We start from the raw sequence: 24,579 nt of genomic DNA on the forward strand, positions 1-24,579 counted from the left end.
AATTTATTCCTGCAGGAAGAGAATATCCGTTCTAATAATATATTTGATTCCTCGGGTGATTGGAGTAGAGCTGTGAATTCTATGTAAGGGGTGCATTCCATGGGGGAAGCACAGTACGGCTCCGGCAGGTGTGCGGATATCGATGTCTAATAAAGAGTCCCGACTGGGTTGTTTTATGGGATCATCTGCATTCACCCTGAATCGGGTTGCACCACCTTCAAAATCTTCACTCAGCAGTACTAAAAACGTCATTTCACTATAGCGATCGGGGAAGCCATTGGCGATCAACTGGTTGTTGTCAATGCGGCTACCGGGCCAGGCGCCATCGGTGTGGAACTGGAAGAAATCTCCCTCACCATAGCGATAAAAGCGGAAACGCCGATTGATGCCGACAGCCTCTCTTCCACCAAAGTAACCATTTAAGTCCTGCGCCAGGTCTCGGCATCGCTGCCAGATCAGCCGCTCTGTAACCTCGTCAACCACCCAGGTCAGGTTGTCGTTATGGCGGACCTCCCGGGGCAGGGAGACGGCTGCATCCGGTAAATAACCCACCGCTTCAGTGATATCAATGAGCCGTTGGCATTCCTCTTTTGAAAAGACATTGAGCAATTGGAAGGCTCCGGGTACCTCGGCGATATCTCGTCGTGAAACCGGTTGCGGTGCTTGCTCGGCCAGGGCCGCCGGGTTTTTACTGCGAGTAGCCCAGGTAGGTAGGGCCGGATGTTCTGCTCCAGGTTCGCAAGCGATAACAAAAAAGTCATCCAAGTGGGTGACAGTATCAATACTTTCAGTCGTGGACATCTGCTGTACTTCTATAGAAAAACTTTTAAAAGACTTAGCGGTTTAAAACGGTAATTTGTGCAAACTGCCGGTGCCCTTCAGCTCCACCGTGGAAGCCAAAGCCACTTTGCTTGGCGCCCACCCAAGGTGACCCGCCGGCGCCCTGGTTGATGCCAATCATTCCCGCTTGCAGCTGGCTGGCGACTTGCTCGGCCTGTTTGCTTTCACCAAACACAACCGCACCGAGACCGTAAACAGAGTTATTGGCCCGCTCGACCACATCGTCTACTGAGCTAAAGCGGTCGATGGCTACGATAGGCCCAAAAGTCTCATCATCTTCCACCAGCATGCCCGGTCGAATACCGCTGATAACTGTGGGCGGAATAAAAGGCACCTGTGGATCGCGCTCCCCTAGAAGAAGCTTTGCGCCTTTATTCAGGGCATCGTGGATATGCTCCACCACCTTTCGGTGTTGGCGGTGATTAACCAAGGGGCCGATATCCACCTGTGGCTCCTGCCACCCGCCGACACGATATTGCTTCGCCAATGCCACCACGGCATTTTCGAATTTATCGGCAATTTTTTCGTCCACATAAATACGCTCTGTGGAGGTGCACATCTGGCCTGAATTCTCAAAACTGGAGCCAACGGCAAATTGTGCAGCCTGGGGAATATTGGCGCTCTGCAACACGATCATTGGGTCATTGCCACCCAACTCCATAACCAGGCGTTTCAATGCCGGAGCGGCATTGGCCATAATTTTTTGGCCCGTTGTTCGCGATCCGGTAAAGGCGACCATATTGATGGGGGATTTCACCAGGGCTTCACCGGTTGCGCCATCGCCGTGAGCAATTTGTAAAATGTCCTGAGGCAGGGTTTGATTGAGTATTTTCACCAATAAGTCAGCGACCAATGGCGATTCTTCTGAAGGTTTCAAAATCACAGCGTTGCCGGCGACCAGGGCGGGAACAATCAGGTTATTGGCCATGGCCAGTGGATAATTCCAGGGGGAGATAACCGCAACAACGCCCAGTGGTCGATATTGAATTTCGCTACCGCCACTGCGTTTTGCCCGCAGGGCATCTCCGGCATCCCCCGCTAACCAGGCACCGCCTTGAACTACGCCGCCGGCTTCATACTGTGCACGCCGGGCATCTTTGCCCATTTCACGGCTGATAAGTTGTGTCAGCTCTCTCTCTTCCGCATTCAGTTTTGTGTAAGCCTGCTGAAGTCGTTGTACCCGCTCCTGAAGAGATTTACTCGACCACACTCGCTGCGCTTTGTGGGCTTTCTCCACCATGTCCTGAATATCTTGGGGCTTGCTGACAGGTAGCGATCCGATGGCCTCTCCGGTTAGTGGATCAATCGATCGAAGTATATTTTCCATAATGAGGTCTCACTCAATCCGGCCACTTTATTGAGTGGCCGGGTGTTTTCTTAAAAGCGTTGGTGTTATTGGTCAAACAGGACAATAGTGCGAATTTCCAGGCTGGTTCTGCGTGGTGCCCCTGCACTTCCCGGCAGGTCGAAAGCGCAGTGGGGAATACCGGTTACATCACCTCGGTGCTGGCTATCGAAGACCCGCAGTAAAATGCCTTCGCCGGGCTGCATATCGCTAAACCAAATCCAGCGGTGAACCGGGTTGAAACTCAACACCGAAATCTGCCCTTTTCGCTCTGGGTAAATTAATCGCATATTGTGGAAATCACTGGCGGCGACAGTGCGCAGGTCCACCATTGCCAACGGCGACTCCTGCACCGGGCGCAATAGGGGCAGCCAGAGATTAATAAATTGGTAGCGCGGATAATCTGATGGCTTGTACCCCCGGGCCTCCAGGGTTTCCTTTAGCTGGCGCTCTGCGGACCAGGGTGTGTAGTCGTTGTGCACCAATTTCACCGGGGATCGGCGACTGCGGCTCATCTCCGGTGTCACATCAGTCGATGGTTGGGCTCGTAACGTGTGGTCAAAGGTCAGTACCTTTGCTGCACCCAGGTGAGCGCCTATCCAGGATTCAATAGCTGGATACCATTGGGTGCGAATCAACTGGTCGCGCTCCTCAGGGCTGGGGCTACTCCCTGAGGGTTGGTCCAGCGCGTGTAGCGCATCATCCAGCTGGCGCAGGTTTATGCCGAGCATAGGGCGTACCAGCTCAAATCCCTGGGTATCGAGACGAAAACGCTCCCCGGCGGTTTTCAAGGCGCGACCATCGTAGATGTGAACCTGCTGGGAAATAACATTCTCGACCAGATTGGCAGGCCCAGGGCCCTCTGAACGCTTGTCGTACACCAGATCGCTACTGGGATCAGCGTAGTGAATAATTGCTGTAACTAATTGATCCTGAAAGGAGGATCGGACTGCGGTTTGCATAGTGAACTCTCCCCCCACCGAAGTGGATGCCATACGGGCCAATCTACTCACAATGCTAGGGTTACGTGGATACAATGAAAACCAAGTAACAGTTGTGAGTGATACAGGTTTGAGCAGAAATCATCGGGCGAACCCGCTGGAGAGGCTGGAGTTACGTCAACTTCGCTTAATGAACGCTATCTTGCGGGAACTGAACTTATCCCGGGTGGCTGACCAGCTGGGTGTGAGCCAGCAAACAGTCAGTGAACAATTGAAACGCCTGCGGGAAATCTTTGATGACCGGTTGTTTATCCGTACCAGCAACGGTGTTATTCCCACGCCCCTGGCCGAGCGCCTGGCTCCTAAATTGGATGAGATCCTGAACAATGTCGCGGCGCTGCTGCGTACGGATGAATTTGACCCGGCACAGCATCGGGGCATCTTTACCATCAGTGCAACGGACTTTGAGCAGCGGGTGGTACTGCCAGTTCTCCTCAAGCAACTGCGTCAGCAGGCCCCGGATATAAAAGTCGTGGTGCTTAAGTTGGAGATTGATCGCATGGCCCAGCAACTGCAAACCGGTGAAGTGGATCTGGTGTTTAGCACGCCGGGATTTGTGCCGGATAACAGTCCCAGCATGTTGTTGTATCGAGAGCACTACGTCTGCGTATGTTGTCAGCACACCGATATGCTGCACAGCGCCAATAAGCCTTTGGAAATGGAAGAGTTGGCGGCATTGCCACAGCTGGTGGTATCACCTTCCAGGGGAGATCTGCGGGGCATGGCGGATAGTTGGTTTGAGCAGTTTGGTTTGGAGCGCAATGTGGTGCTGTCTGTCCCCTCTTTTGCCGCCGCAGCCGAGTGCATTGCCTCTACCAATACCGTTGCCTTTTTGCCCTCGCGACTGTTGCCTGATCCCCGACTAAAAACACTGCCTATTGTCGAACAGCCCCCGGGGTTTGATGTGATTGCCGCCTGGCATACCCGCAGCAGTCAGGACCCTTTGCACAAGTGGATTCGCGCCCTGTTAGCACAACAATTTCCCAGTAATTAAGGAGCCTCTGAATAACTTCGTGATACCTCTGGCATGCAGAGCGATTCACAATCAAGGCGCGGCTTCGCAGGAATGTCTAGACCTTTCAAGAAGCCGCAACGCGGAGTGTGAATCGCTCTGCAAGCCCCGAAGGGCGGGCCTTGAAGGCCACAGCTGCTGCGTTGCAGCCCTTGCAAAGGGCTAGAGCCACTCGCGGCAAGCTGCGCCTAACATCTGCAGCCTTCAAGACCCGCAGAGGCATTACGGAGTTGCTCAGAGGCTCCTTAGCGAGGGAGGTAGCGCTGCTAAACTTGAGCATTCCAAGTGTTCAGGTAGTGGTCGCCATGCGTGTAGCATTTTTTCTGCTGATATTTTTGAACTCTTCTGTTTACGCTCATTCCGATTTTACCGAGCAAATGGGCATCCCCCACTTATTTGCCAAGGACGCACTGGTTGAGGAAATTAAAAAGTGGATTGCACCCTCTCTGAGGGGCGCAAGACCCAATGCTGGATGATTGTGGTAAAGGCAGAACCCAAACATAAAATAGGGCCCTGGTGCCCACGCAATGTTGTCGACCCAATTACGTCTGGCGGCATGATGTTTATCAAGCAACAGATAGTGCCGATTGATGGACCTTTCGTTAAAAATGCTGCGACCTTTTTCTCTGATCCAAAATGGAGCCTATACGATCCCAAAACCGGGGCGATAAAGGTTACCGATTCGAAGCAGGCTTGCGAGATGGCCGCGCGGCCTGATGTGGCACCGCAATACAACAATTACTGCGTGGAGTGCCTGGCCAGCTATATGGGCCCGGATTTTCATACCCGCTACTTAATCCCTGTACAGCCTGAGAAGGCCAAGTCAAAGCAGAATCCCGATGGTTTTTCCGGTTATGGGGTCGCTTTTAATGGGGTTAAATTTGATATCGCCGCGCCCATCGGCGCAATTTTAGGTGCACACACCTTAGCGCCAGTGGATGCCTGTGGTGGTCATGTAAACCCCCACGTGGGTTATCACTACCATGCTGCCCTTGGTTGCAGCCAGGCCTACCCGTCTGCCGCAAGCCATGCAGCAATTGTCGGTGTCGCCATAGATGGCTACCTGATCTATGCGCGGGAGAATGCCGATGGCCGCGAGCCCGATGACCTGGACGAATGCCGTGGCCATGAGTTTGCCGGCCTGGGCTATCACTACCACGCCAACCTCGCTGCAGAAAACGATATCCTGCATTGCCTGAAAGGGGAGAGAGGTTGTGCCCTGACCGGCAATCAAAGCCAGTGCGATTTCTCCCACCGGGGACCTCCGGGACCACCCAGGCGTTAACTCAGGCCCGATTGTTGCTTCAAATAGTGAAAGATGATTAGAGTCTCAGCGCTCTTATTGGTATTGATATCAATAAATGGCGTCGAATAACTGTCTTATAAGCCCAGGACTTGATCTGACCGCCAGGTTTCCTTAATGGCCCTGGGACATAATGCCTCTAACTATTTCAGGTAATCCGGAATACCAACAATGAGCAATGGTACAAATTTCTATCTGATCCGAATGGTGGAATCCCTCGGTGTGCTGGTGCGCACTCGTCTATGGATGCAGATAGTGGTCGCCATGATCCTCGGGCTAACTGTCGGCCTGCTGCTATCTCCTGAAGGGGCCGCGCTGGTGAGCCAGGATCTCAGTGCGGCATTGGCCAGCTGGTTTAAGCTGCCGGGCTCCATCTTTCTGAATATGATCCAGATGGTGGTGATACCGCTGATTATGTCTTCAATCATCCTGGGGCTCAGTGGCAGCGGGAACGTCAGTCAGCTTAAACGTGTCGGACTGCGCATCGCCCCCTACTTTGTCGGCACTACCACCGTTGCGGTGATTATCGGCATTATCCTGGTCCAGTTGATCCAACCCGGCGACTATATCGATGAGTCCCTGCTCAGCGCCGCCACCGAGTTGCAGGTTGCGAGCGCCCCCCAGGTTATGGAGTCCAAACCGCTTCCTGAGCGTATTGCTGAGTTGATTCCCGCCAACCTCAACGAAAGTATTGCCATGCGCAATATGTTGCAGCTGGTGGTCTACGCGATTTTTATTGGTGTTGCAGTGATGCTGTTGCCGCAAAAGCAACGGGAAACCGCGGTATACGCCTTTGGTATTATTCAGGAGGTGGCACTTAAGGTAGTTGGTTGGGCCATGCTGTTTGCGCCCCTTGCCGTATTTGGCCTCCTGGCAGATATTGCTATTCGCGTGGGTCTCACTGCAATTCTGGGAATGTCTGTGTATGTGGGCACCGTGATTTTGGGACTACTTATTCTTCTCAGTTTTTACCTGATAATTGTTTCCCTGGTGACCTCCGTCGGCCCGATCACATTTTTGCAGAGAATTAGCGGAGTGCAGCTGCTGGCATTCTCCACATCCAGCTCTGCTGCGGTAATGCCGTTGTCAATGAAAGTTGCAGAAAGTCCCCTGGGAGTAAAACCATCCATCGCCAAATTTATTGTGCCCCTGGGCGCTACTGTGAATATGGATGGCACGGCGCTGTATCAGGTGATTGCTGCGGTATTTTTAACCCAGGTATATGGCATTGACTTAACCACTGCACAGTTGGTGGGGCTGACAGTGACTACCGTTGGCGCTTCAATTGGCTCTCCCAGTACGCCGGGCGTCGGTATCGTAATCCTTGCCACTATTCTGGCCGGTATTGGTGTTCCGCCGGAAGGTATTGCGCTGATTCTGGGGGTGGATCGGATTCTCGATATGTGTCGTACAGCAGTCAATGTGACCGGGGATCTGACAGCCTGTCTGGTGATGGACCGCTTGTTAGGCAGCGACAACCTGGAGGAGGAAGCCGCCCAAACGGCCTGACTGTTAAAGTGATGGCTTAAATGAGGGTTCCCGGTTTCTATTGCGGCATAACTAGAATTTCCAGAGTACGAGGGTCTTTTGACCTTCGTAGTATTTCTCCAGGAGTGCATCAAATAAAGTTCTGCCCTCTTTTACCAATGGGAATAAGTCCATAGAAGATTTCATCTTAAAATCTTAATTACTTCTAGTGTATCTAAAGGAAGCTTGAAATAGAAAAAAGTGGCATATGTAAAGTATGGGTGATCTTTATAATATGAAAAAAACAAATATAAATTATTTAATATCGTTCCAGTCTTTATATTTTTATAATTTATCTGATTGAAAAATATGTAGAAATACTAAAAGTAATTTTTAGAGATAAAATCCCAAGTCTGTTTATACAGTAATTGATGTCCCTTGGGATTTGCATGGAGGCCATCCTCTGAGAGAAGAGTAATAAATTCCTGATCTCGCCATAAATTGTCAAACTCCAGTATGGGGATCATTTCGGCAGTGGCAGATTCTCTCATAGCTTGGTTATACAGGTCCGCATCAGCCTGATAGAAATAGCTATCACTATTCCGAAAGGGAGTAGTTCGTTGCTCATCGAACGGAATGCCTGTCATTAGGAAGGACGGCGCGATGGTTTTAGACGTTTGTAACAGCTGTCGCACTGTTTGACGGAAAGAGTCCAGCGCTACAGAGTTCTCAGCCTTTGGTCCGCCGATGCGGCAAATATCATTGAAACCAGGATATATCCCGATTAAGTGTGGCCTTCTTGGAGGCAGTTCTCGGGAAAGTCTTATGGCTAAAGAGTTCGCGCTCTCTCCGAATATTCCCAGAGCGTAAACTATATTATGGGGATCTAAAGTTTCGAACCGAAACCGGAATCTTTGAACAAATCCGCCTAGTTCTGTATCACCTTTTCCATAGATAGAACTGGAGCCAATAAAGATAATTTTTTTGGGTACTCTTCGTGCCATAGAAAGTCACTAATTTGACTGAACTTTGGATTTTATTTGCCGTTACCATTATAGACATCGACCAGGTCCAGGTTGTATGCATTAGTATCAAATCGTGATTTAGAAAAGTTGAGAGTCCAAGGCTGGGGTAGGAATAGCCTTGTTAAAAAACAAATAGAAATTGAATGGAGAGAGTTCTAAGGTGGGCAGCAGATTTACAGTTTCTTTGGGGGGAAAGAGGTGCTGATCGGTTCGGCTTAAAATGGTAGGGAAAATTTCATACGGGTAGAGTGGTAGATTCTGTGAGTATGGATACTACAGCTTGTACGCCAATATAATGGTTCAGATCATGATTGCCACCCAGCCTTCCGATCATAAAAAGCCCCACCCTTGCAGGTAACTAATGTTGGATAGGAACTTTCAGTATCTCGAAAGTACGAAGGTCCTTCTGTCCTTCATAGTATTTTTCCAGCACCTCTTCAAATAGCTTGTCTTTGGGATCGGCGATAGAAAATAGCGTCATGGATGACTTAAGTTTTACATCATCCGGTGAGCCGAATATCTGGTAAGCGGAGTAATTATTCAGTTGCAATAACTCCTTGCAGCACTCTTTGAGCCTGGGGCCGAGCACAGGGTGCTCCAGGTAAGCCCGGGCTTCATCCAGGTTTTTAATTGCAAAATGTTCGGATGTCGCGCTGTGCCCTAGGCCGGAGATCTGGGGGAATATATACCACATCCAGTGGGAGCGCTTATGGCCGCTATGTAACTCACTCAGGGCACTTTCATAAGAGCTTTCTTGCGCCGTCACAAAACGCTCAAGGTGAAATGGTTGGGCCATGCTTTGATTCCCTTTATTCTTATTCCTTTGCAGGCCCAAGGTTAGCAGCAATAAGGATGAATGCGAGAGGATGAACTGCCTGACGGCTGAACTTCCACCAATTAATTGATATTCATCATGATCTCAGCAAGGGCGGGCTCCTTGGCTCCCACTGGAGAATCTCCCAATAGGTTCTTCATATCGGCATAGGAAAGTTGAATTAGCCGATGTATGTCATTGGAAGTGTCAGCAGTAAAAGGAAAACTACCGCTGACAAAGACGGAAATTGAATTTGTTCGCTGAGTATTAAAAATACGAATTTCCCGCCTGAAAAAATCATTGCCGCGACAGGATGCCGCTCTTCCTGATGGAATACTATTGCCTGCGGGAACGCTTAGCAGTACATCTTTGGATCTTTCTTCAAAAGGGCCACGTCTATAGATCAACATTTCTCGTAGTCCTTTAGACACTGGATGGTTAAATTCCAGACCGCTAATTGCGTCGATAACCTGCAAGCTTTCAACATCGTAGTAGCTGTGAGCTTGTCGATCGAAGGGGCCCTTTAACCCATAGAGAAGCTCCCGCAAACGTCGGGAGACTTGCGACTTGACGGGCTGCTTTTCAATCTCTCCAATAAGTTCAGGATCGGTCGGCAAATAGAAATTACCAAATTCCTTTAATAGGGCCTTGGATTCACGACTTGCTTCCTAATTTTGGAACAGCTTATCGAGTAAGGCTCGAATTGAAACTGATTGGTTGTTATCATCAATTTGTAGTTCCAGCTCATTGTTTCCTATTTTCACCCGTAGGGAACCGTTACTTTCACTTTTATAGAGTAAAAAACAAAAGCTCAAAACAAAAGCTCAAAACAAAAGCTCAAAACAATAAGAGCAATGATACTTCCATAAATAAAATGAACACTCTTATTCGGCTTCCCTGCTGGCATATATACCTCTGAAACTTAGCTATAACTTTTTTGTGGTTCACTGCTTAGGTGCAAAAAGCCGCGCATTCTATAGTAGGTAGGGTGTTGGTCCAATTAAATATCTATCTTACGATTGATATTTGTGATTGAAATGGTATTGGCCGAAAAGTTACAGGCTGAGATGATTAGGAAAGGGAAGTAAAATGATTCAAAATACTGTTAAGCTGATTTTTATCTTTAAAAAATACAATTAACATCAGGGTGCCTTCTTATTGCAGAAAGTTTAACTTCGTTGAATGTTACAGCGTAATGGCGCGATTTTTCTGGGGTGTATTTTAATTGTTGAATTTTTTCAAGTTCTGTAAGATTAGGCTCAAAGTCAGCATTGTCTTTATAAAATTTCAAGCTTACTAAAGTGGATAAGCAGTTTAGATATTTTTCTTCATCTAAACCTGGGATATTCGCTATTTTGCTTCCCATGTAGCTTTCTGCCATCAAGGTTAAATTGTTATTTTTTAATTCATTGGTTGCATGTTCTTGAGCTAGTGCTCGGGCTTCATTGAGGATGTTGTCATTGCCTTCTTTTCCGTATAGAAAGCTGTAAATTGAAGAGAATAAAATAAGCATTAAAGAGGTGGAGCCAATTATTATATAGTTCTTCATGTATGTTTCTTTTGTGGACATAGTTTTCTTGGTGAAAGACACAATTGTTGAGTCTATATAATCCTATCTGTGAATAAACCTAATATATTCTTCTGTCATCCTTGATATGAGGTGGTGCCTTAGGGCGCTTTTCTTCTGAAGTCGAGTTTTTATACCTTGGTCTTGGATAGTAAGTGTAATTGGTAAGCGAGGGCTTAGCTAGTAGAGTCAGTACCTCTCTCGACTGAGAGAAAGGCGCTGATGAGCTATTGCGAGCTGAGCGAGAGCGAACGATATCATATTTATTGCCTGAGAAAATCCGGACACTCTTAGAAGGCAATATCAATACTGTTAGGACAGTATCCCTCGACGATCAATCGAGATCTGCGAAGCAATATAATTCGACAGTGTTTTTCAAAAGGGTACTGATTTTAATAAAGTGTCAGGCGAGCAGGTTTAGTTTGTAATGGGGCGGTTGAATTGTAGACCAAGAGATAATCGGATGGAGGGTGACTGAATGAATTATTTGTGGGGCTGCATGATGATTTACTTTCAGAATAAAGGAATTGTAGTCATTACTTAAAATTAATAGTTTTTAAATTATGAGAATTTCACTACTAGAATATTAAATTTTTCTAGTAGTGAGGGCTTTATCAAAAATTTACATCTACTCTATATATTGTCGGATAACCTAAAGAGTGAATTGTACAGCCACTAATGCCAAAGCCTACTTTTTTATTTGCCGTGGCCGCTGAAAGCAGAGCTGAATACATTTCTTTAGAAGTGCTGTCTTCAAACTCTAGTATAACTTGCTCCTCAGTTTCAGTTGGGCAGCCCTGTGTATTGGTAAATCCAGGTTTAAAATAAATAACTGCAAAATCTTCATATGTTCTTATTAAGTATATTTCACGATCTATTGATACTTGGTCATTTCCCCCATATGCGAAACTGGAAAGGCATAGGCATAAGGCAGCAATTGATTTTTTAAACATTTATTCCCCCTATATAAGAGTTGCTATTAAATATAAATTTTAATTTCATATTATTCATTGATTGTTAGATTGAGTAAACCTAAAGTAAATCATTGGAAAATTATTGGGTTTTAAAGTCTGCACTTTCGTACAAGTTTACACTTAAATTTTTTCTTATGTTTAGGAGAGGCTAAGGCATCTTCCTGATGCGGTAACAAGGGGGCAAGTTACTTGAAATGGTGTTTTTAGCCAGGAGGATAAGCTGGAATAATTTTGGGGGGAGTGAGAGTTAGTGTCTTTTTTAAATATATAGATATGTAAAATTTGAGGGCATCTGAATTTGCTTCAGTATTTTTGACATAAAAAAAGCCCCATCCTTGCGGATGAGGCTTTTAGATATGGTGCCCGGAGGCGGAATCGAACCACCGACACGGGGATTTTCAATCCTTCTAGATGGCATCAAGTACAACTTTTTATCTACATGAATCAAGGAGTTATGGGCATGTCAGGGCGTATATATCCTTGTATCGTCCCCTCTGCGTTGACGCTTTGTTGACACTCTAATGCTGCTAAGGGGTTCTTAGTTACAGCATCCGCTAGATGCTTAGGCGACAGTTTTGCATAGCGTACAGTCATGGCCAGTGTTTGGTGGCCCAGAATATCTTTAAGCTTCAGTATATTCCCGTCATTCATAACGTAGTGACTAGCGAAAGTATGGCGTAAAACATGCGTTAGCTGACCATCGGGCAGTGTAATCCCTGCACGCGCTACAGCTCGCCGGAATGCTTGGTGGCTGTAGTCATTGAATAGCCGACCTGATCGGGGGCGACCTTTCCTGAGATCCGCTTCAAGCTGTGCATGAATTGGGACAGCTCTGGCCTTGCTGTTTTTGGTTCTAGTGAAATGCACCTTTCCTTGGCGGATCTGCTCTGCCCGGAGCGCTTCAGCCTCTCCCCACCTGGCACCAGTGGAAAGACAAACCCGAGAAATAAGCAAGACATCAGGATTAGTGGATTGCTCTAGCGACTTTAGGAGCGCTTTTATTTGGTCAAGCTCTAGGTAAATCAGATCCAGTTCATCTAATTTTACTTTTGGGATTCCCTGGAGTGGGTTCGGCAGTTTCCAATTTCGAAGCTTTATTAAAGTGCCAAATACAGCTGATAGATACGCTTGTTCATGGTTTAAAGTGTTTGGAGAAACAAGTTTATTCCGTCGCTCCTGCTTCTCGGACAACCGTTTTTTTCGATAGCGTAGAAAGTCCTCACCACTAAAATTACGCGCTAGCGGATTACCAAGACGCTTGCAAATACCATCAAGCTTGCCTTTTCGCTTTGCCCCATCTTTAAGGGTGTATCCGTGCAGGGAGTACCATTCGTCTATCAAAAATTGTAAGCGACGATTTTCCTTGATCGGAGGTGACCACTCTCCACTATTTGCTTTTGCCCGCTGTTGGGTTTCAAAATTTTCTGCTTCCCTTTTCGTTTTAAAGGTTCGTCGAACCCTCTTCCCGCCTCGGCCTTCTGGCTGAATGTCAGCTTGCCATCCTTTGATAACCTGTTTAATCGCCATCAATAAAGCCGCTGAAACTGATTATTTAATCTTGTCGTGGATGTAATAACCGGGGGAATTTGCCCAGCGGTTATTTTGGCCGCGGCCAATTGACACAATGGCTCCGGACTATTCCTCAAGTCCTCCACCACTATGTCTCCCTCATAAGTTATCCATGGCATAAATTCAGGGAACCTTTGTCCAATCTTGGCAAACTCTTCTTCCGCCATTCGCACTTTCTGTTGTTCTATATTCTTCATTCTGATCCAGGGGATATCGACTAACTCGGAAAAGTCGTCCCGAGTAATGCCAAGCAGCTCCCGCATCCCCTTAAGGCGTTGCCCCGCCCTTAGCTTCATTTCTATCACGATTTCTCCTAAATACGACTTGCGCCATGTAGCGGCGTGTACCGCCATCCTTTTACGCCGAAGGGCGTAAAAAATCAACGGATAAGGCTAAAGAATACCCCTAAAGGGGCAAAATGTGATCATACAAGCCATTACGGGCGTTAAAATTACGCCCTAGGAGCACAAAAAGCTTGACCTTTGATATTGGGCGTAATTATTATCTCCTGCGTGTTCAGTTAATTACCACCATGGAGTACAACAAATGACCCTCAGTCAATGTCAATCCAACCCACCCACCGCACTTCCCGTCCAGCTGGCCAGCCCGGTAATGACCCGCGAGAAGTTCGCTTCTATGTCCGGCCTTCGCGAAGGGCAGATTCGCGGCCAGATAGAGCGTGGCCATCTACCAGTTTTCCACGTTGGGCGCCTCGCCTTGGTCAATGTCGCCTTACTCACCTGGGATGACGTTCACCTGATTCCCTGCCCAATCATGACCAAGGACGCATTTGCCAAAGCCACAGGTCTCCGTGAACAGCAAGTTGAGTCACAGCTTGATAGAGGGAATTTGCCTCGTAGGGATGTGGGGAGGCTGGCTCTAGTTAATGTTTCTGAATTAGTTCGTCAGTGCATGGCTCAGCAAGACAGCAGCCGTAGTTACTAATATTTACGTAATTGGAAAGACCATGGACTACAGCCAAATAAACCATGAAGTACTTGAGGCCCTGGAAAATGATCACAGCCTCAATTTGGTTCGTAAGGGCACAGGTAATAAAGCCGTGCTTCGGGGAACCTGTCCCGACTGTGCCCAGAAAACAGTTTGGATCAAAGTTGATAAACCTATCGCTTTGCGTTGTGACCGTGAGGATAAATGCGGATATGAAGAAAGGGTAAGGGATCGCTACCCGGACCTTTTCGAAAACTTCTCCAAGCGCTTTCCATCAAGCGACGAAGACCCCAAAGCTACGGCGCGAGCCTACTTATCTATTCAGCGCGGGTTTCCCGCTGCTGATATTGAAGATTGGTTTCAGCAGGGGTTTTATAAATTGCCGGATGGCTCCTGGGCGGAGACAGTACGCTTCCTTCTATTTGGAGGTGAGAAAGATTACTGGGAACGTATTGTTGATAAACAACATGTAAAAAAGGCGGGTAAAAAAGCCCGCTTTAAAACCGGCACAAGCTATGCCGGGAAGCACTGGGCACCACCTGGGCAAAAAATCAAACCCATGGAAAAAGTCTTCATTGTTGAAGGTATTTTCCACTGTATTGCGATGTACCTAAAAGGCTACAAAGCGGTTTGCGCGTTCTCCTGTTCCAATTTACCGAGAGAACTCATTAAGGAAAATAAAGGCCAGGGCATTATCTGGCACTTGGCATACGATGACGAACCCGGTGCGCGTAAGCATGTTGCTAAATACTACAAAGAACTCAAGGAGCAGAAAGAAACTGTAGAAGTCGCGCAGACCGGCAGCTGTAAAGATTGGGATGATCTTTATAGAGATGGTTTGCTTAATGATGAAACCATTGAGAACTGTGTTTGGCGTGGTCGCGTTTTTGTGGCTGAAACGCCAAAGCGTAAAGCTTATGCGCAGTATGGGTGGAAGCCATTTGGCAAAACCATCATTGAGCATAACGATAGATTACATTCTGTAAAATTCTCCCTGGAAGACTTTAACAAAGCTAGTGAGGGAGAACCCTACAAGTGGGGCTTCTCCTGGGATGCTTTTAACCAGGCTGCCAAAGTAGAGCAAATTTCAAACTGCGTTCCTAAATTCCAGTACACGGAAATCGATCGGCTAACTAATGAGCGTCGCTATTTTTTTGCTATCAAGAAATCGGGCACCAAGCGCAGCTACCTTGGTGCATTTACTCCCAACGCACTATCCGACCCCCGCGCCTTTGGCCTTGCTCTGCTTTCGCATACAGACGGCGGCAGCTTTGAGGGCGGAGCAGGTGATTTAAAAATTCTCAAGTCTCGCTGGCTAGACGGCGAAGTTAACCGGGTAACTACCTTGCCGCACATGGGATTTGATGAAAATACCCGCACTTATATCTTTCCTGGTTTTGGCTATCAAAACGGCAAATTAATTACAGCCAATGAACACGGCTTTTTACAGCAGGGTGATACCGCCATTAAAACCACCCTGGAGGGAATGCCGGTTCATCAGAGCGATAAATTTGACGGAAGCTGGTGGCCGGATTTTGTAAAGGTATTTCACTTAAACGGTATCGCCGCTTTGGCTTACTTCACCGCCAGCCTGTTTGCCCGCCAGATCAAGGAAAAACACCAGGCGTTTCATATTCTGGAAATTACCGGTGATCCCGATGCCGGTAAATCCACCCTAATCCGTTTTATCTGGAAATTACTGGGCCGAGACAACTACGAAGGTGTAGACCTACTGAGTACCTCAACGTCCAGTTACGGGCGTAACTTGGGTAAGGTTAGTAACCTTCCGGTTGTGGTCATTGAGAGTGACCGAGAAACCAGCGGCGGCACAGGGGGCGCCCTGCAAAGTCCTTTGAATGGGATATTTTCAAAAAGATCACGGATTTAGATGGCGTTGTTGATTCAAGGGGGGTCAAGACCAACGACAATAAAACCCATGACCGTATTTTCCGTGGCTCTATGGTTATCAGCCAAAATGCCACGGTTCATGCATCAGCGGCAATGCTCTCGCGTATTGTCCACCTTCACTGCACAACCGCCCACAAGCGAACGGAAAACCGCCCTCTGGCAGATCGCCTCAAACGCGAGTCGGTAGAAAACCTGGCGGGATATCTTCACCAGGTGCTTACCCATGAGACAGAGTGGCTATCTCACTTCTTTAACGCTTTTGAAAGCCACCGGGCAACCTTAACCACTGATGACGGTATTTCCCAAGGCCGGGTTATCGATTTCCATGCCCAACTGATGGCAGCGGTAGAAGCCCTGCAAGTCGTCCTGCCGAACTTTGATACTTCTTTAATTAACCAGGTGCAAGAACACCTGGTTGAGCGCGCACGGGACCGCCAGCGCCGTTTAAACAAGGATCATCCGATCATTGAGCAGTTCTGGGACACCTATCACTTTCTTAACGATCAAGTGGTTTATGTCGAAGACGAGCAAGGGAAACGGCACGTAAACACTGATCGCCTGAACCACAGCATCGATCCCGCCTTAATCGCCATCAACCTCAACGAGTACATGGAACTCTGCCGCAAACGCGGACAGGAGCTGATACCCGTAGCGGAATTAAAACAGCTATTCCCCACCAGCCAGCGTTATCCATTTGCAGGTTACAAGCGGATCAGGTCGAAGCGAGAGAAGAAGGCCAGCCCCTGGTGCTGGGTATTCAAAAGAACCGGCGGAAGTGGTCGCTGATTCTCCAGTTTGTATTTTTTTTGAGCCTGTAAGGCAGGGCGAGAAATGAGGGAGAGGGGGCTAAAAAAACATAGAACAAAGCGGAACAAGAGATAAATAGATAAAAAACTCTATATATATCAATAAGTTAAATGGATATACAGCATGGAACATTTTTGGAACATTGATGGAACAACACGGAACATGGCTTTGGTAACAAGTTACCAATCCGCCGCCAATATTGGTAACAGCCCAAAAGCCCGCAAACCCAGTAATGGCGGGGCCTCCAGCAAATCGGGAGGCGGCGTGTTCCATCTTGTTCCAAAAAAAATGGAACAAGGTAGCTCCTCTACAGGCCGCATAAAACCTAGCTTTAAAGGTGAAATAGGCGCCATGTTCCATTGTTCCGGGTTTTTTTACCCCCTCCGAGCATTTTTCAGCAAAGGGGGTGCCTGATGGTCAACGGATACCAAGACGCAGTGCCGGGCATCAGCGCCAGCATTACCGCTGCAACGGACGCGGGCTGGGTTCCCCCTCTGATCGCCGAGGCCGCCGATTCCAGCAGCGAGGACCACCGCCGTAACTGCCTGGCCTGGTACCTGTTTCGCACAAAGACCCGGCCAGAAATCCTGGCCTGGCTGAATAAACAGAACTCACGATTTAAGGCTGATATGCGCGCTCGCCTCAATACCCTGCGGGGTGAGGTGCGGCAGATGCGCGAGCAAGTACAGGAGGAGGGGTAAGTCATGGAACGCCAGCGCAGCCTGCGGTTAATCCAGGGGGAAATCACTGAAGCCCATGTGTTCAACGCCTACCAGCGAAACAGCTCAGTAAATACCGCCGTTACCTGGGAAGAGGTACTGCACAGCCCCGCGCTGTTTCACTGCCTGGCATTGGAAGCGAAATACACCTACCGGGGACAAGCACCTCGGGAATTTACAAAAAGCAAAAAACAGGAAAACGCAATGCGACACACAACCGTACTTGATGCCGCGCAAGTGGCGCAGATAAAACTGGCTTTGATGCTTTGCCGAGAGCGTATCAATTGTCCCAATACCACCACGGTCAAACAGGGCGAAGCCAGTCAGGAATTACAAAGCGCCCTGGATATATTCAGAGCACACGACCAACGCAATGGAGAAATAAAGGGAGTTACCCATGTTTGAAATTAATATCGCCATGTCAGAAGACACCGCCCAAATTATCTATGCACTGAAACAGCGCCGGGATTTGCTGATCCGTTTAATTAAGCACTCGGAAGAAATTGGGGCGACCCACCGCATAGACCCCTATGTCGATGAACTCAGTGAGATAGAAGTGAAGCTGATTTCATTCGGGGTCGAACTCCTATCAATGGGTAAGTATGTCGAAGAGAGTTCTGCATCCTATCAGCTGGCCAGTAAAACACTGGTTTTACACTAAAGGAAAAGGGGCATAAAAAATGACTGAATTATTCGCTGCCATTCGTGAAGACTCTAAATACTTTTACCAAAACCCTAAAGCTTTGCCTTTTCCCGTAAGTATTGTGAACACCACCGACGCCTACCGGGTAAAAGGCAATGGCGATCAATACCGGCTGGAAGATGTTTATCTCTTTGTGCAATCGGGACGCAATTTTCAGCAAATCAATAAGGAAGTTACAAAGCCGTTCCCAAATTGTGGTGCCTGCCCTGGAGGCGGGACAGTATGCAAAACGGCTTGTCTGCACGCTCAGGAAAATCCCACTACAGACCTATAAGGAACCTACAAAATGTTAATCGCAACCATTGATACTGAAGACTATTTATTAAAAGATTCGAAAGACGCTGAAGCTCTGTTACGTGTCCTTCAGAGAGCTAAGAAACTTAAATCCTTCCACCGGCTTGAATCTGGCATCCATTATTCAGAGAGCCAGGAATCCGTATCGGTAAAAATATCGATTGTTACCAGAGAGCTTATATCCCAAGAGGATATGGAAAAGCTCAAGAATAAGCGTGAACAGGAGATGCAAGAAAGGAGAAATAAAAGACTAGAGGAAATCGTTGCAAGGGAGGGCAACCCGTGATTTTCTTCTGGAAACTTTTTACCGGGCTTGCTGCACTAATTTTCTGTAGTACGTCTGTAGCGTTCACTATCGGTCTGTGGATTTCCATTCCCACGCCGGGGGGCCTCCCCTGGTGTGGGGGTTGTCTGCTGGCACACTGGTAGCCGGTTGTACTGCCTTCGCTTTGGAGTTGTGCAAATTTGCGTTTGCTCCCCTGGGGATATGGTTGAAGGAAAAAAAGCGCCGTATAGGTTGGGCGCTTCTGTTTATTTGGCCGATATTAGTGTTGATTAGCATTGCCGCCACCGTTGGCTTTTTGGAGAGCAACGCAACGGAACAGAAACAGACAGCAGCAACCAATAGCGTTGAGTATCAAACCTTGAAACAACAGTTAAACAGTTATAACCAGCGAATAAACAATACCAACGAGATTGTTGCAGGTTACAAAGCGGGAAATTTCAAGAAAGTGGCACTAGAAAAAGATCAGAGGATAGATGACCTTGAGGAAAAGCGGGCTCAAATACTGGCCCAGCTGAAAGCGGTACAAGGAGACAGCACAGGGAGCGCACAGGCGGCCTTCCAGGGTTGGGCAACCCTAACCCATGTGGAGTCCGATAAACTCCAGCATGGCGCCTTTCTAGCGCTAGCGGTTATTACTGATGTTGTTGGATTACTGGCACTGCTGGCCTTTAATAGCGCGGTAACTGTTAAAAGCACCGTAACGGCAGAACAGGACAACGCTGAACAGCAAGAACCGTTAACAGAGGATCAACAGCAAGAACAGAATCACCAGGAAGAACCCGAAAGCGGAATAGAATTAGATGAATCGTTTAGTGCAGTGCAACGGGATTTGGCAATCCGTATTGCTGGCGGTGAGTATGGACTAAATCCAGTCTTGCGGGACATCAACCGATCAGTGACCGGGGGCAATGCTGTAGTCAGGCCTGTCTTTCAGCACTTACAAAAAATAGGTGTGATAGATAAGCAGGGGCGAGGATTCGCCTTGATCAAATATGTAGATGTGGCCCCTACTTAAGGGGCTCTATTTCTCTCCCTTTCCTTCCTCTCATGGTTGTAAACCATCTCCAAGTGCTTCAATACTAAAGACCGGTGATCCGCGTTTAACTCTGACAAGATGGTCATATAAAAAACCGCATCCTCTTCTAATGCACCATCTACGGTATTGGGAGATAAGATACTGGATACCGGAACACACAGCACTGAACACCAGTCAGCCAGCAATTCAGCCGGGATAATTTGCTTCCCGTTTTCCATTTGTGAAAGGGAGTCGTTACGAACGTTTAATTTTTTGGCCAGTACCAGGCCAGTAACACCAGAATTCCGCCGCGCTTTTTTGAGTCGCGCCCCAATTTTGGAGCGAGAAGCCTGCCTTGTTTCAGGACTAAAATCAGTCATAATTTTTTTGACTGTCCGTCCTTAAACAGCTGTACCACCCATAATGTGAATTAATTTTTAATGTTTTTGATATATCCAAAAAGGATTCTTATCAGTTTTGGCTAGTCCAAAATGTAGCAAAATTTATACTTTACTAAAATAAAAAAATACTGCTAAATGGTTATCACATCTCCGAAATAGGTAGAGATGTTTTAAGAAGAATGTGGTACAGGAGGTTTTAAGTGTCTTCTAAAGATAATACATTGAGCATCAAGGAAGAGTTATCAGAGGTGGATAAGTTGTTGGCTTTAGTTCAGCACATCACCACAACAAATACAGACTGCCTATCAAAAGAAGCAACTGGCGGGTTGTATCTACTGGTCGACCACGTTCGCGATAGGGTCCAGGGTTGTATTTAATATAAAAGGAATATTATTTCTTTAAAGGCGCTATATGCGCCTTTTTTATTAGCTGGCTATTTGTGCCTGATTGACCAAGGCCTGGCGCTCAGAAGTTGAAAGGCCGCGCAGGTAATCCAAGGCCGTCTCTCTTACTTGCAACTGTGAAGGGGCGATTGAATGGCTATAGGTTAATTTTGCTACGAAGTAATGCCGACACTCTGGATTAGTGCAAGTGCAATAGAGATCAACCACCTTTGGGTCAATTTCATTTCGGCTATTTATTAGCGCCTTATGCCCGCACGTCTCACATTTAACCCGCATTATCGTATTCCCCTCAGCCGTAAGGGGAAATCTTATCACTTTGTTATCCCCTAGGGGGTAATTATTATCCATTAAGGGCAAACTCTGGTTTAGTGAATTCTATGCGCTTATTCCTGGGAAGCCACTCATTCAACTGCAAAAAAACGTCTTGCATAGGCACAACCTCATTCTCAAAATAAACGCGGGTAATCTTCTCTATATCACCAAACCCCCCGCTATTTTCCGGCATGACTCCAGCCAGCGCGGGCTGAATTCGCCACATGCTTAGAATATCGTTCCGCGTTAGGTTCTTGATTCGCTCGAATTCGTCTTTGGTGGCAATGTCACCCACGGGAATAATCTGAACACTCTTCTCTTTGCCGTTGGGAATATTCAGGAACATTGAACGGAAGTTGCCCACCCCTTTACTACTCTTTATTTGCTCCTTGATAGCCGCCTCATCCTCTGGGCTAAGGTGTGCGTCTGCGGTGTAGAATATATACCCCATATGGGCTCCGTTGTTGTAATAGCGGCGCCTGAAGAGTGTGCTGTCTTCATTTAGCAAAACTGATTGAACGCCGCCTAAATATTGTGGCCTACCGTAGATTTGCTGTGCGGGGTCGTACTCCTTCAGCTGTACAACCTCCCCAGGCTCATAGACGACCGGGTCAGCGCCATTTGGCTGCAACATGCAAAAGCGGTCAGACTCTTTCATTCTTCGCATATTGACCCCCGGCAAATGCTCCAAACGCAGAAGATGGCCAAAGGCGTTGTACTTTTTCTTGAAATAGCAGTGCCCTAAAACCTCATTATCAAACCCGGCTTTTGCTAGGCATTCTGTGCGAACCCCGCCCCCTGGTTTGAACCACTTGCGCAACTGGTTGCGCTTAAAGTAGGGGATAGTTCCATGATGGGCATTGGCACCTAGAAGATTGATCAACCCGGTTTGGCTTACAGGGGGCACGTAGTAGTCACCACCAGGCTGTAAGAATGTACCGAGGTAATCCCCCAGATTCCCATTTAGGACCGGCTCAGGATCACCAAAGCTAAACATTGTGGGGCCGTTATCTACGGGGGTTGCCTTCATGCTCTCAGAACTGGCTTTTGCCTTTGCTTTAAAGCGGTTTCTCTTGCGTCCCATTAATTACTCTCTCTAGCTGGCAAGTGCCACAGTGGTTTTACGTTGGTTTCGGTTTAGGGGTTAATTGCTAAGGGCGTGCATAAGTGCCCAGGACACATCCGCGTGGCCAGTGGCGCAATATTTAATTGAAGCAACACATAAAAAATCTATTAAATTCAGCTTGACTGTATTCATTGCGAAGACTGGCAATATCGAATAAATCAGAGCCTTGCTCTATGGCATCCTTTACCGTGACAACATTTCGCCAGATATTATCTAGTCCAACTTGTCCATACTTAATAATTTTATGGTCAATATTTACTAAATCTTTACCCTTGTTTTTCCGGTTGTAATGCTCACCGTTCCATATCAAGTAAGCGGGGTGATTCTCTACTGAAAGGCTAGAAAAATAAGTTTTACGATGTATTTTCTTGGCTGCCATTCCAGAAGCAATTATGTTTATAGTTTCAAAGGTCGTCATCCAAAATGGTTCATTTATATAAACATTGCCGTCGTGGCTTGCGGTTAAGCTATCTGGTGTCCAAAAAATCAGTAATGCCCCGTTAGATAACTCAATAATCTCATCACCTTTTAGTTCAATATCAAAGTACTGCTTTGCAAATTGCAAAATATACATAAGATATATTTCGCACTCTCCATTGCTGGAGCAGAGAAATATTTGATTGCTGCCTGTAATTATGGCGTCTTCAAGTGCTTCCCAAGCAAAGTAGTAAGTTGTGCCGATTTGTCGTGACTTAAGAATGAATCGCGTTCGCTCGCCTTTGTGGTCATGCCAGCGGTGCTGATAGCTGTAGAATAATTCTTTGCGGATCTCTTCCAGCTGTTCCGCTGTGATATCACTAATATCATTCTTTAGAGTTTTTCTTATTGTCATGGATTAATACTCCTCAACTGGCAAGTGCCACAGTGGTTTTACGTTGGTTTCGGTTTAGGGGTTCATTGCTAAGGGCGTGCATAATTGCCCAGGCCACGTCCGCGTGTCCGGTAGTACTGGTGCGGTTTGCGGCATAGGTGATTTGGTCGTTGCCGGTAGTGACCTGGTGAATCTGCAAAAACGCTTGGGGTATGTCGGTGTGTTCCGCGTCCCATTCGACGCGACGGGACTCAATAACGTCTTGCGCTTTGAGCACCAGGTTTGTTTTTGTATTGATGCCGTAAGTAATTGGCGTTACCCGTGGGAAGAAGTCTTTGACCATCTCATAAACCCCATTGCCCGGCCCGGTACAATCAATGCCGATAAACTGGGTATTATATTTTTCTGTCAGTTCTTTAATTCGGTTTGCTTGCCACTGCCAGGCGCGGTTGCGCATAACAATTTTTTCTAAAACCCGGAATTTACCACCAGGTTTAAGCGGCGGAGCAATAACAACGACTGCGGCACCGTCGCCACTACGGGAGGGGTCATAACCAATCCATACCGGAAGATTGCCATAAGGCCGAACTTCGCGCTTTTTAAAATCGACCCAGGTGACATTGGTATCAATCGAGCAACTAAGCAGATCATCTAATTTAAATACTGATAAGCCCGCCTCCATAAAGGCGCACATAAATAAGTTATTAAATTCAGAATCGCTGTATTCGTCCTTAAGTTCTTCGATATTGAAAAGGTCACAGCCTTGTTCCTCGGCATCCTTGACGGTGACGATGTTTCGCCAGATGCGATCCTTTCCTTTTTGCCCAGTCTTCAGGGTTTCCCGTGTAAGATCGAATTCAACTTTATTTACTCTTTTTTCGTTGTACTTCTCACCACTCCATAGCGGGTAGGCGCCGTGACTTTTTACTGACGGCGTAGAGAAATAGGTTTTACGCCATTTCTTTTGAGAAGCCATCGCACTAGCCAGCTTGTTCAGGTTCTCAAAATCGGGTATCCAAAAGACTTCATCAATATAGAGATGACCGTGATAGCTCTGGGCGGTGCGCCCGTTGGTCGATACAAAGCGCAATTCAGCTCCATTCGAAAGCTGAATAAAGTCAGCGCCTTTAAGCTCAATATCAAAATACTTGCTGGCGAATAAAAGAATGTAAGCCTTAAATACTTCTGCTTGACTGCGGCTGGCGGAAAGGAATATCTGATTGTCACCTGTGATTATGGCGTCTTCTAACGCTTCCCAGGCAAAGTAATATGTGGCGCCTATCTGACGTGATTTGAGTATAAAGCGAGTGCGCTCGCCCTTATGGTCGTGCCAGCGGTGCTGGTAGCCGTAGAATAATTCTTTGCGAATTTCTTCCAGCTGTTCCGCTGTGACTTCACTAATATCATTTTTAGGCTTTTTCTTTTTGCCTTTACTTTCCCCGCGTTCTCCACGGGAAGCCGCCGCCTTCTCTTTAGCTGCCCTCGCCTTTTTCAATTCAATCCCGGCCAGCTTATCCAGCAGATTTGCAAGGCGGTCTATTTCTGTGAAGTCCTCCTTTGTTTTGTTGGGCTTCTCCACTAAAGCAATAAGCTGGCGTGAGGTGGCTTGCTCAACAGTTTCATGTTGAAGCATGTCTTCCCAGTGGCCTTTCTCCGCCCACTGGTAAACCACTCGAACGCTGTTCAAGTTTAATTGGTCCGCTATCTCTCGCGCGCTCACTCTGCGCAACCACATCAATTTAGCGGCGGTTTTGATTTCGTCTGAATATGTAGCCATGCCGCGGAGTGTACGCAACGAAATTAATATTTTTGCCCGGTTTAATTCCTAAGAATTCCGATTTTCCAAAAATAGGAATTTTTAGGAATTTATTGAATTGTGAGGTGTGCCGACTACCTATAAATTTCAAATTCTCGGCGCGGCACAGACC

At 47.2% G+C, this 24,579-nt stretch carries 31 protein-coding genes; 15 read left to right on the forward strand and 16 right to left on the reverse strand.

What is annotated here, in order from left to right; all coding sequences use genetic code 11:
• Positions 1 to 3 precede the first annotated feature (3 nt).
• From P0078_RS14795 to P0078_RS14805, 3 genes are all read right to left on the reverse strand, one after another.
• A complete protein-coding gene (locus P0078_RS14795) occupies positions 4 to 801 on the reverse strand; it encodes a prolyl hydroxylase family protein (protein WP_282930702.1) in 798 nt (265 codons plus the stop codon).
• A gap of 34 nt (positions 802 to 835) precedes the next feature.
• Positions 836 to 2,167, reverse strand: a complete 1,332-nt coding sequence (locus P0078_RS14800; protein WP_282930703.1) for an aldehyde dehydrogenase family protein — start codon at positions 2,165 to 2,167, stop codon at positions 836 to 838.
• 65 nt (positions 2,168 to 2,232) lie between these two features.
• Positions 2,233 to 3,147, reverse strand: coding sequence for a CmcJ/NvfI family oxidoreductase (locus P0078_RS14805; protein WP_282930704.1), 915 nt, complete (start codon positions 3,145 to 3,147; stop codon positions 2,233 to 2,235).
• A 1-nt stretch (position 3,148) separates the two neighbouring features.
• Here P0078_RS14805 and P0078_RS14810 point away from each other — a divergent pair, with 1 nt between their 5' ends.
• From P0078_RS14810 to P0078_RS14825, 4 genes are all read left to right on the forward strand, one after another.
• Positions 3,149 to 4,180, forward strand: a complete 1,032-nt coding sequence (locus tag P0078_RS14810) for a LysR family transcriptional regulator (protein WP_282930705.1) — start codon at positions 3,149 to 3,151, stop codon at positions 4,178 to 4,180.
• 107 nt (positions 4,181 to 4,287) lie between these two features.
• Positions 4,288 to 4,674 carry a hypothetical protein gene (locus P0078_RS14815; RefSeq protein WP_282930706.1) on the forward strand — a complete coding sequence of 129 codons (387 nt, stop codon included), beginning with the start codon at positions 4,288 to 4,290 and terminating at the stop codon, positions 4,672 to 4,674.
• Complete coding sequence (locus tag P0078_RS14820) at positions 4,629 to 5,483, forward strand: YHYH protein (protein ID WP_282930707.1); 855 nt, start codon at positions 4,629 to 4,631, stop codon at positions 5,481 to 5,483. Before P0078_RS14815 ends, P0078_RS14820 begins: the two co-directional genes overlap by 46 nt.
• 189 nt (positions 5,484 to 5,672) lie before the next feature.
• Positions 5,673 to 7,010 (forward strand): dicarboxylate/amino acid:cation symporter, encoded by a 1,338-nt coding sequence (locus P0078_RS14825; RefSeq protein WP_282930708.1) that lies wholly within the window; start codon positions 5,673 to 5,675, stop codon positions 7,008 to 7,010.
• Between the two features lie 51 nt (positions 7,011 to 7,061).
• Here the strand turns inward: P0078_RS14825 and P0078_RS24615 are convergent, their stop codons facing one another.
• The 8 genes from P0078_RS24615 to P0078_RS14860 all read right to left on the reverse strand — a co-directional run bounded on the left by P0078_RS24615 (position 7,062) and on the right by P0078_RS14860 (position 13,222).
• On the reverse strand, positions 7,062 to 7,175 hold the full coding sequence (locus P0078_RS24615; protein ID WP_353057007.1) for a DUF1810 domain-containing protein: 114 nt from the start codon (positions 7,173 to 7,175) through the stop codon (positions 7,062 to 7,064).
• Between the two features lie 173 nt (positions 7,176 to 7,348).
• Entirely contained in the window at positions 7,349 to 7,972 is a 624-nt protein-coding gene (locus P0078_RS14830; RefSeq protein ID WP_282930709.1) for a GDSL-type esterase/lipase family protein, read from the reverse strand.
• Between the two features lie 379 nt (positions 7,973 to 8,351).
• Complete coding sequence (locus P0078_RS14835; RefSeq protein WP_282930710.1) at positions 8,352 to 8,789, reverse strand: DUF1810 domain-containing protein; 438 nt, start codon at positions 8,787 to 8,789, stop codon at positions 8,352 to 8,354.
• Between the two features lie 101 nt (positions 8,790 to 8,890).
• Positions 8,891 to 9,424, reverse strand: coding sequence for a hypothetical protein (locus tag P0078_RS14840; RefSeq protein ID WP_282930711.1), 534 nt, complete (start codon positions 9,422 to 9,424; stop codon positions 8,891 to 8,893).
• A gap of 506 nt (positions 9,425 to 9,930) precedes the next feature.
• Positions 9,931 to 10,356 carry a hypothetical protein gene (locus P0078_RS14845; protein WP_282930712.1) on the reverse strand — a complete coding sequence of 142 codons (426 nt, stop codon included), beginning with the start codon at positions 10,354 to 10,356 and terminating at the stop codon, positions 9,931 to 9,933.
• 632 nt (positions 10,357 to 10,988) lie between these two features.
• On the reverse strand, positions 10,989 to 11,327 hold the full coding sequence (locus P0078_RS14850; RefSeq protein WP_282930713.1) for a hypothetical protein: 339 nt from the start codon (positions 11,325 to 11,327) through the stop codon (positions 10,989 to 10,991).
• Positions 11,328 to 11,792: 465 nt separating this feature from the next.
• Positions 11,793 to 12,875, reverse strand: a complete 1,083-nt coding sequence (locus P0078_RS14855; protein WP_282930714.1) for a phage integrase — start codon at positions 12,873 to 12,875, stop codon at positions 11,793 to 11,795.
• Positions 12,875 to 13,222, reverse strand: a complete 348-nt coding sequence (locus tag P0078_RS14860; RefSeq protein WP_282930715.1) for a helix-turn-helix domain-containing protein — start codon at positions 13,220 to 13,222, stop codon at positions 12,875 to 12,877. Before P0078_RS14860 ends, P0078_RS14855 begins: the two co-directional genes overlap by 1 nt.
• A 241-nt stretch (positions 13,223 to 13,463) precedes the next feature.
• Here P0078_RS14860 and P0078_RS14865 point away from each other — a divergent pair, with 241 nt between their 5' ends.
• The 10 genes from P0078_RS14865 to P0078_RS14910 all read left to right on the forward strand — a co-directional run bounded on the left by P0078_RS14865 (position 13,464) and on the right by P0078_RS14910 (position 19,597).
• On the forward strand, positions 13,464 to 13,862 hold the full coding sequence (locus tag P0078_RS14865; protein ID WP_282930716.1) for a hypothetical protein: 399 nt from the start codon (positions 13,464 to 13,466) through the stop codon (positions 13,860 to 13,862).
• A gap of 22 nt (positions 13,863 to 13,884) precedes the next feature.
• Positions 13,885 to 15,753, forward strand: a complete 1,869-nt coding sequence (locus tag P0078_RS14870; RefSeq protein WP_282930717.1) for a hypothetical protein — start codon at positions 13,885 to 13,887, stop codon at positions 15,751 to 15,753.
• 71 nt (positions 15,754 to 15,824) lie between these two features.
• Positions 15,825 to 16,559 carry a hypothetical protein gene (locus P0078_RS14875; protein ID WP_282930718.1) on the forward strand — a complete coding sequence of 245 codons (735 nt, stop codon included), beginning with the start codon at positions 15,825 to 15,827 and terminating at the stop codon, positions 16,557 to 16,559.
• A 144-nt stretch (positions 16,560 to 16,703) separates the two neighbouring features.
• Positions 16,704 to 16,994 (forward strand): hypothetical protein, encoded by a 291-nt coding sequence (locus tag P0078_RS14880; RefSeq protein ID WP_282930719.1) that lies wholly within the window; start codon positions 16,704 to 16,706, stop codon positions 16,992 to 16,994.
• Positions 16,994 to 17,281, forward strand: a complete 288-nt coding sequence (locus tag P0078_RS14885; RefSeq protein ID WP_282930720.1) for a hypothetical protein — start codon at positions 16,994 to 16,996, stop codon at positions 17,279 to 17,281. The genes P0078_RS14880 and P0078_RS14885 overlap by 1 nt, the downstream gene beginning before the upstream one ends.
• A gap of 3 nt (positions 17,282 to 17,284) precedes the next feature.
• A complete protein-coding gene (locus tag P0078_RS14890) occupies positions 17,285 to 17,704 on the forward strand; it encodes a hypothetical protein (protein ID WP_282930721.1) in 420 nt (139 codons plus the stop codon).
• Entirely contained in the window at positions 17,697 to 17,960 is a 264-nt protein-coding gene (locus P0078_RS14895; RefSeq protein WP_252472051.1) for a hypothetical protein, read from the forward strand. Before P0078_RS14890 ends, P0078_RS14895 begins: the two co-directional genes overlap by 8 nt.
• A 19-nt stretch (positions 17,961 to 17,979) precedes the next feature.
• Positions 17,980 to 18,276, forward strand: coding sequence for a hypothetical protein (locus tag P0078_RS14900; RefSeq protein WP_282930722.1), 297 nt, complete (start codon positions 17,980 to 17,982; stop codon positions 18,274 to 18,276).
• A gap of 12 nt (positions 18,277 to 18,288) precedes the next feature.
• A complete protein-coding gene (locus P0078_RS14905) occupies positions 18,289 to 18,582 on the forward strand; it encodes a hypothetical protein (protein ID WP_282930723.1) in 294 nt (97 codons plus the stop codon).
• A 205-nt stretch (positions 18,583 to 18,787) separates the two neighbouring features.
• Entirely contained in the window at positions 18,788 to 19,597 is an 810-nt protein-coding gene (locus P0078_RS14910; RefSeq protein ID WP_282930724.1) for a hypothetical protein, read from the forward strand.
• On the opposite strand, the gene P0078_RS14915 is transcribed toward P0078_RS14910, so the two are convergent.
• The gene (locus tag P0078_RS14915; protein ID WP_282930725.1) at positions 19,594 to 19,977 is read right to left on the reverse strand and encodes a helix-turn-helix domain-containing protein; all 384 of its coding nucleotides are present in this window, start codon (positions 19,975 to 19,977) and stop codon (positions 19,594 to 19,596) included. The genes P0078_RS14910 and P0078_RS14915 overlap by 4 nt on opposite strands.
• 221 nt (positions 19,978 to 20,198) lie before the next feature.
• Here P0078_RS14915 and P0078_RS14920 point away from each other — a divergent pair, with 221 nt between their 5' ends.
• On the forward strand, positions 20,199 to 20,375 hold the full coding sequence (locus P0078_RS14920; RefSeq protein ID WP_282930726.1) for a hypothetical protein: 177 nt from the start codon (positions 20,199 to 20,201) through the stop codon (positions 20,373 to 20,375).
• Positions 20,376 to 20,423: 48 nt separating this feature from the next.
• Here the strand turns inward: P0078_RS14920 and P0078_RS24620 are convergent, their stop codons facing one another.
• From P0078_RS24620 to P0078_RS14935, 4 genes are all read right to left on the reverse strand, one after another.
• Positions 20,424 to 20,750: an ogr/Delta-like zinc finger family protein gene (locus P0078_RS24620; RefSeq protein WP_353057008.1), complete on the reverse strand. Its 327-nt coding sequence runs from the start codon at positions 20,748 to 20,750 to the stop codon at positions 20,424 to 20,426.
• On the reverse strand, positions 20,743 to 21,798 hold the full coding sequence (locus P0078_RS14925; RefSeq protein ID WP_282930727.1) for a phage portal protein: 1,056 nt from the start codon (positions 21,796 to 21,798) through the stop codon (positions 20,743 to 20,745). The genes P0078_RS24620 and P0078_RS14925 overlap by 8 nt, the downstream gene beginning before the upstream one ends.
• Positions 21,799 to 21,919: 121 nt before the next feature.
• A complete protein-coding gene (locus P0078_RS14930) occupies positions 21,920 to 22,672 on the reverse strand; it encodes a terminase large subunit domain-containing protein (protein WP_282930728.1) in 753 nt (250 codons plus the stop codon).
• Positions 22,673 to 22,685: 13 nt separating this feature from the next.
• A complete protein-coding gene (locus tag P0078_RS14935; RefSeq protein ID WP_282930729.1) occupies positions 22,686 to 24,428 on the reverse strand; it encodes a terminase large subunit domain-containing protein in 1,743 nt (580 codons plus the stop codon).
• Positions 24,429 to 24,579 lie beyond the last annotated feature (151 nt).

Source organism: Microbulbifer sp. VAAF005, from assembly GCF_030012985.1.
In the GTDB taxonomy this organism is placed as follows: Bacteria; Pseudomonadota; Gammaproteobacteria; order Pseudomonadales; family Cellvibrionaceae; genus Microbulbifer.